Below are 5,677 nucleotides of genomic sequence, written 5' to 3' on the forward strand. Positions count from 1 at the left end.
GATTGATGATCTCTCCGGTCACGGGATCAATCATCTCGTCATTAGCGATGACGGCATCGGTCGTGTCAGTCACGGCCATCTCCTTTCGGATCAGGCCGGACCCACACACCGTTTATCTGACAGTCCCGCGCGAGGGTTCGGCGACGCCGACGACATCGCTGCCGTCCTCCATTACCGTGTCGAACCAGCGACCGCACGACCGGCAGGATCAGGACGAACCCGGACACCGCCGCAACTCATCGCCGGCCTCATCCCACAAGCGAATCGCGTAGCGGACGCCGAGATGCGTGCAGCACTCGACGAGCGAGAAGCACTGATCGAAGCACGCGCCGACGCCGTACTCGACGGCGCACTGACCGAGAGCGTGCCGTGGACGAGGGCCCTTGGAGCGCAGCCGAACGACCGACGACGAGCGGCGATTTGGCGCAAGGCCGCCCGCGTAGTCGCCGCCTACCGAGACCGCTACCGCATCACCGACGACGCACCCCTCGGCGCCCGACCCGAATCGACTGCCCAGAAGATCGATGCGGCCCGAGCACGAGCCGCAGTCATACAGGCAGACGAGGTCGCCCGTGCTCACGCGGCAGGTGGCGGGCGTCGCCCGGTCGAGCAAGGGTCACTCGGTCGCCTGCTGTGACTCCTCCGATGGTCCTGCGATCAGCGGAGGATGTTGTCGTTCAGTCTGATTGGACGGACCACTCATGTTGGACGGGATCATCCGGCATGACCTTGATCTCTAGCGGCAGGTGCTCCCTGCCCCGAGAGGCTGCTACCGGTAGGCTTGGAGCATCAACACCCGGCTTTGGAGGCGTGCGACTGAGAGGAGGTCTCCTGATGGCGACCAACGATCAGGTCAAGGCGCTCGTGAAGAGCCACGCTGACGGTGATGACCCGCAGTTCTACGCCGTTGCCATGCAGGTCGCGGCCAAAGCTGCCCGTGCCGGGCAGTCGAAATTCGCTCAGGAGCTTCGCGATCTCGTAAACGACCTCCGTGAGCGATCAGGTCAGCGGGCGCGTATCGCCGCGGTCGTTCCGTTCCCTCAGCCAAAGGGCGAACTGGGGGCGTTGCTGAATGTCTCGTACCCCGAGGCCAGGCTGAGTGACCTCGTGTTGACGGACAGACTCCAAGAACGACTGACGCATGTGTTGCTAGAGCAGCGGCAGCGTGACGCGCTTGCCCGACATGGCCTGACCCCCGCTCGGCGCCTCCTGCTCACAGGGCCGCCTGGCACCGGAAAGACCTCCACCGCGCGTGTGATCGCCGGGGAACTCGGACTTCCGCTGTTCTCGATCAGGCTGGACACGGTGTTGACGAAATTCATGGGTGAGACAGCCGCGAAACTCCGTCTTGTGTTCGACGCACTGGCGCAGACGCGAGGGGTCTACCTCTTCGATGAAGTTGACGCACTCGGCGGCGACCGTGCCGCACAGAATGATGTTGGTGAGATTCGTCGAGTGCTCAACTCGTTCCTTCAGTTCCTCGAAGAGGACACGTCAGACAGCGTCATCATTGCAGCGACGAACCACCCCAGCTTGTTGGACAACGCGCTGTTCCGTCGATTCGATACGGTGATGGACTTCGCGCTACCCGACGATGCTGCGGTGGAGTCGGTCATCAAGAATCGACTGGCGTCTTTTCAGATCTACAGCTTGAGTTGGACACGCATCATTCCGGCGGCCCGCGGCCTGAGTCATGCCGAGATAGCCACTGCCGCCGAGAATGCCGCCAAGCGAACCATCCTCAGCGATCGCACCCGGGTGCGAACCGATGATGTCGTCATCGCGCTAGAAGAACGTCCTCGTTCCCACCGTCGGACGGACAGGGCAACCTAACGGAGATGGCTGAACGAGACCGCCCGCACATCTTTGTGCCGACGCCGCCCGCGTCTGAGTCGTTCACGCCCATTTCGACGCCGGTACCAAGTCGGGGCGGTGGTTTTAGCGGCAGCCGCAGCGAGCATGGGAAACGCCTAACCGAGGAGTTCGAGGCTGCTTGGGAACCCCCAACAGATGAGCCGGAGACCACCGGGACCTACCTCACCTTCACTTCGTTTCCCGGCCTCGACTTGATGTTTGAGAGTTTGGAATCGCGCCGGCCCGGTTCACAGCCAGAGCTTGTTGCGGTCCAAGCGGAGATGACGCACGCTGGTGAGGTAGTAAACGCGACGGTCTTTATCCCGGATGGGCAGAAGGAGTTCTTTCTCAAGAAGCTTGAGCAGTACGTGGAGACTGCTGAAGTAGTGGAGGGTAAGCCAAACAATGCGACCCTCATCGAAGGAATTGCGTCTATTCGCCGTGCAACGATCCGGGAGTTGTGGACAGACCCTGCCGACGAGTACCCAACCGACCCAACCCAGTCTCGGTGGTGGGAGCTATGGCTCAGAGCTGGCGACGGTAGAGAGTACGAGCGGCTGACAGAGTACGCCCGGCAGCACAGCCTCCCGGTGAGCGATCACTACCTCGGATTCGGTGACCGAACGGTCGTACTCATCCGCGCCACCAGCGAGCAACTCGCCATGACCTTCCGGAGCATTGATGACATCGCTGAGTTGCGCCGTCCTCACGAAGTAGCCTCTTTCCTTCCGAGTCTGTCCGCATTTGAACAGCGTGACTGGGTGAGTGAGCTGCAATCGCGAGTTGAGCACGCAGGAGCTGACGCGCCTGTGGTGTGCATCCTTGATCGAGGCGTTCAAGCCGGGCATCCGCTGTTGGAAGATTCGCTTGCAGCCGATGACCTGCACGCGGTTGAGCCGAGCTGGCGCAAAGATGTGGCGATCCATGGGCATGGCACCGAGATGGCGGGCCTCGCGCTCTACCGAGACTTACAGGCGGCCATCAGCTCGCAGCACGGCGTTCGTCTTGGGCACAGGCTCGAATCCGTTAAGTTGCTCCCTGACACGGGCAGCAACGATCCTGACGTGTACGGGGCGGTGACCGCACGAGCGGTGGATCAGCCAGAGATTTCCGCGCAGGATCGTTCTCGGGTGTTCATGTTGGCTATCACCGCGCCAGCAGCTGCACCGAACCCGGGACACCGCGTCGAGGACCGTCCAATGCAGGAAGCAGGGCGTCCAACCGCGTGGTCAGCCACGATCGATGCCCTGACCTACGGTCGGGCTATCGACGATAGCGTTCCCAAGTTCACCTACCTGAACCGAGACGAAGAACCAACGCCCCGACTCTTCGTGGTCTCAGCTGGAAACATCCGTGATGTGCGGGCCGAAGACGATCACCTCGACCGCAGCGACGCGGAGGGCGTCGAAGACCCTGCGCAAGCGTGGAATGCGCTCGTCGTCGGAGCCTACGCCCAACATGACGCAATGGACCACGCCCCAGATGTCTTCGCGGGGTACGTGCCAATCGCCGCCCGTGGTGAACTCTCACCGACCAGCCGCACTTCGGTGTCCTTCGACCAGAAGCGTTGGCCGTTCAAACCCGACGTCGTCGCACCTGGCGGAAACCTCGCTCGTACCCCAGACGGCACCGATGTAGATACTCCGGAGAACCTCGCGATCCTCACCACTCGCCTGCAACATCCAGGTGAGGGCTACTTCACGACCACCCGAGATACCTCAGCGGCAACGGCCCACGTAGCGGCCGTCGCAGCCGACATTCGTGCGGCGTACCCTCACTTGAGACCGGAAACGATCCGTGCCTTGATCGTCCACTCCGCAGAGTGGACCAGTGCGATGCGGACACGCATCGACGCGACCACCACGAAGGGGGCCGCAGTCAAGCTGCTGCGCCGCTATGGCATGGGAGTGCCCAGTCTGGAACGCGCCACGCGCAGCGCCATCAACGCATTGACGCTGGTGGATGAGGCTGTGATCCACCCTTACGAACGCGACGGTAACTCCAGCAGCGGCAAATCCCGTGAAATGAACTTGCACCGCCTGCCGTGGCCTATCGACGCGTTGTCAGCACTTGGCGAGACCGAAGTCCAGCTGCGTGTCACACTCTCGTACTTTGTGGAGCCGAACCCATCGAGTCGTGGGTGGACCGGGCGATACGTCTACCCCTCTCATGGGTTGCGTTTCGCCATGAAGCGACCCGAGGACAACCTCGACGCGTTCCGCCAACGTGTCAACAAGCAGGCCCGCGAGGAAGGCGAGAAGCCGCTGGCTCTCAACACCGAGACTGGCTGGCTGTTCGGACGTGACCAGCAGACGTCGTCTGGTTCCCTCCACACCGACATCTGGACGGGATCAGCCGCCGACCTCGCCGCCAAGGAAGCTGTCGTCGTGTACCCAGTCGCGGGGTGGTGGAAGAACCGGCCAAAGATGGATCAGAGCGATAACGGCGTCAACTACTCACTCGTTGTCAGCATCGAGGCTCCCGAGGTCGAAGTTGATTTGTGGACACCGGTCTATCAGCAGGTGGCCGCAGTAATTGAGGTCTAGCCAGGTCCAGCCAAGGTGCGCGAGCACCGTGGTGATCCTGCCAACCTAGAGATCGCGTCGAGCCTCGCGGTCCAAGGGTAGGTCGCGACGTTGATGTAGCGAATGCGCGCTCGTCCCAGGACTGAGTGACTTCGTTTCCGCCTTCTCGCTGCGTCGGACCACGTCATCCGCATGGGAAATGACTCGCGCAAGCCTTTCAGCGAGCAGATGATTTGAGCCGACGCTCGTTGCGCTCGTGATTGGTCCTGGAACGGCACCCACGATGCGACCAAGCTCATGAGCGCGTTGCGCGACGGCCAGAGAACCGGAGCGTGCTCCGGCCTCGACGACCACTGTTGCGGCCGATAGAGCGGCCATCAGCCGCGCCCGAGCGAGGAAGCGGTGGCGCGTAGGCACGGCACCGGGTGGAACCTCGCTGACCATGAGGCCGAGGTCCGCCACTCGCTCAAGTAGCTCGCGGTGACCCATCGGGTAGGGGCGATCAACGCCGTTCGCCATGACCGCGATCGTGTCGCCACCGGATGCCAGGGCCGCTCGATGGGCAGCTCCTTCGATGCCGTACGCACCGCCCGCAACCACGACCCGCTCAGCGTTGGCGAGGTCGGAAGCCAGTTCTCCGGCCACGTGCTCGCCGTAGGACGTCGCGGCCCTGGCGCCGGTGATCGTGACAAACTCGCGGAGCGGTCGCGCCAGGAACGAGGAAGCGCCACGAGTCCACAGGACGTATGGTCGCCCATCACCAAGATCGTCGAGCGCGGACGGCCAATCTTGGTCGCCAGGGATCAACACTCCGATACCCATGCGCTGGGCTTCGACGATGCGCTGGGGTCTGCTGAAGGTTTGCTTGAGTCCGGGGTTCATGCCGCCAAAGCGACGGCATCCATCATTATGCTCTCGAACTCGACCGGTGTCAGCTTCCCCAGCCGACGCTGCCGACGTTTGCGGTGATACCGCGCCTCGATCCAGTGCACAATCGCGAGCCTGAGCTCCTCACGGGTGCCCCACGACTTTCGATCGAGCACGTTCTTCTGCAACAGACTGAAGAACGATTCCATCGCCGCGTTATCTCCACACGCGCCCACTCGCCCCATCGAGCCCCGCAAACCCGAACGTTTGAGCGCGTGTTGGAAGCTCCTGCTTCGAAATTGACCTCCGCGGACGCCCTTCTAAGTGTCAAGCAGCAATCTGCGTCTGGTTGATGACCGCGGTGCGAGCTTTCAGAGTGTAAAACATTTCTCGTGCGAGATACCGTTTCACACATCTGAGGGCCTCCATCT

Annotated in this window: 5 protein-coding genes and 1 pseudogene; 4 read left to right on the forward strand and 2 right to left on the reverse strand. The window is 62.3% G+C overall.

The genetic code is table 11. From position 1 onward, the window contains the following. The 4 genes from MUN85_RS12430 to MUN85_RS12445 form a co-directional block, all read left to right on the forward strand. Nucleotides 1-272: hypothetical protein (locus MUN85_RS12430; RefSeq protein ID WP_250506988.1), on the forward strand; the 272-nt coding region annotated here is incomplete at its 5' end. A gap of 11 nt (nt 273-283) precedes the next feature. Next, on the forward strand, nt 284-637 hold the full coding sequence (locus MUN85_RS12435; protein ID WP_250506989.1) for a hypothetical protein: 354 nt from the start codon (nt 284-286) through the stop codon (nt 635-637). A 197-nt stretch (nt 638-834) separates the two neighbouring features. After that, nucleotides 835-1,833, forward strand: coding sequence for an AAA family ATPase (locus MUN85_RS12440; RefSeq protein WP_250506990.1), 999 nt, complete (start codon nt 835-837; stop codon nt 1,831-1,833). Between the two features lie 5 nt (nt 1,834-1,838). Continuing rightward, nucleotides 1,839-4,400, forward strand: coding sequence for a S8 family peptidase (locus MUN85_RS12445; protein ID WP_250506991.1), 2,562 nt, complete (start codon nt 1,839-1,841; stop codon nt 4,398-4,400). 45 nt (nt 4,401-4,445) lie between these two features. Here the strand turns inward: MUN85_RS12445 and MUN85_RS12450 are convergent, their stop codons facing one another. Together MUN85_RS12450 and MUN85_RS12455 are read right to left on the reverse strand one after the other, a co-directional pair. After that, on the reverse strand, nt 4,446-5,261 hold the full coding sequence (locus tag MUN85_RS12450) for a DNA-processing protein DprA (protein ID WP_250506992.1): 816 nt from the start codon (nt 5,259-5,261) through the stop codon (nt 4,446-4,448). Further along, nucleotides 5,258-5,557 (reverse strand): annotated as a pseudogene (locus MUN85_RS12455) (integrase core domain-containing protein); the annotation flags it as partial. The gene MUN85_RS12450 and the pseudogene MUN85_RS12455, both read right to left, overlap by 4 nt. Nucleotides 5,558-5,677 lie beyond the last annotated feature (120 nt).

The sequence above is a fragment of the Bowdeniella massiliensis genome (assembly GCF_023634005.1).
Classification (GTDB): domain Bacteria; phylum Actinomycetota; class Actinomycetes; order Actinomycetales; family Actinomycetaceae; genus Bowdeniella; species Bowdeniella massiliensis.

Coding starts and splice junctions, on each gene's coding strand:
- MUN85_RS12445 (WP_250506991.1), top strand. CDS start 1,839: ATGGCTGAACGAGACCGCCCGCACATCTTTGTGCCGACGCCGCCCGCG.
- MUN85_RS12435 (WP_250506989.1), top strand. CDS start 284: ATGCGTGCAGCACTCGACGAGCGAGAAGCACTGATCGAAGCACGCGCC.
- MUN85_RS12440 (WP_250506990.1), top strand. CDS start 835: ATGGCGACCAACGATCAGGTCAAGGCGCTCGTGAAGAGCCACGCTGAC.
- MUN85_RS12450 (WP_250506992.1), bottom strand. CDS start 5,261: ATGAACCCCGGACTCAAGCAAACCTTCAGCAGACCCCAGCGCATCGTC.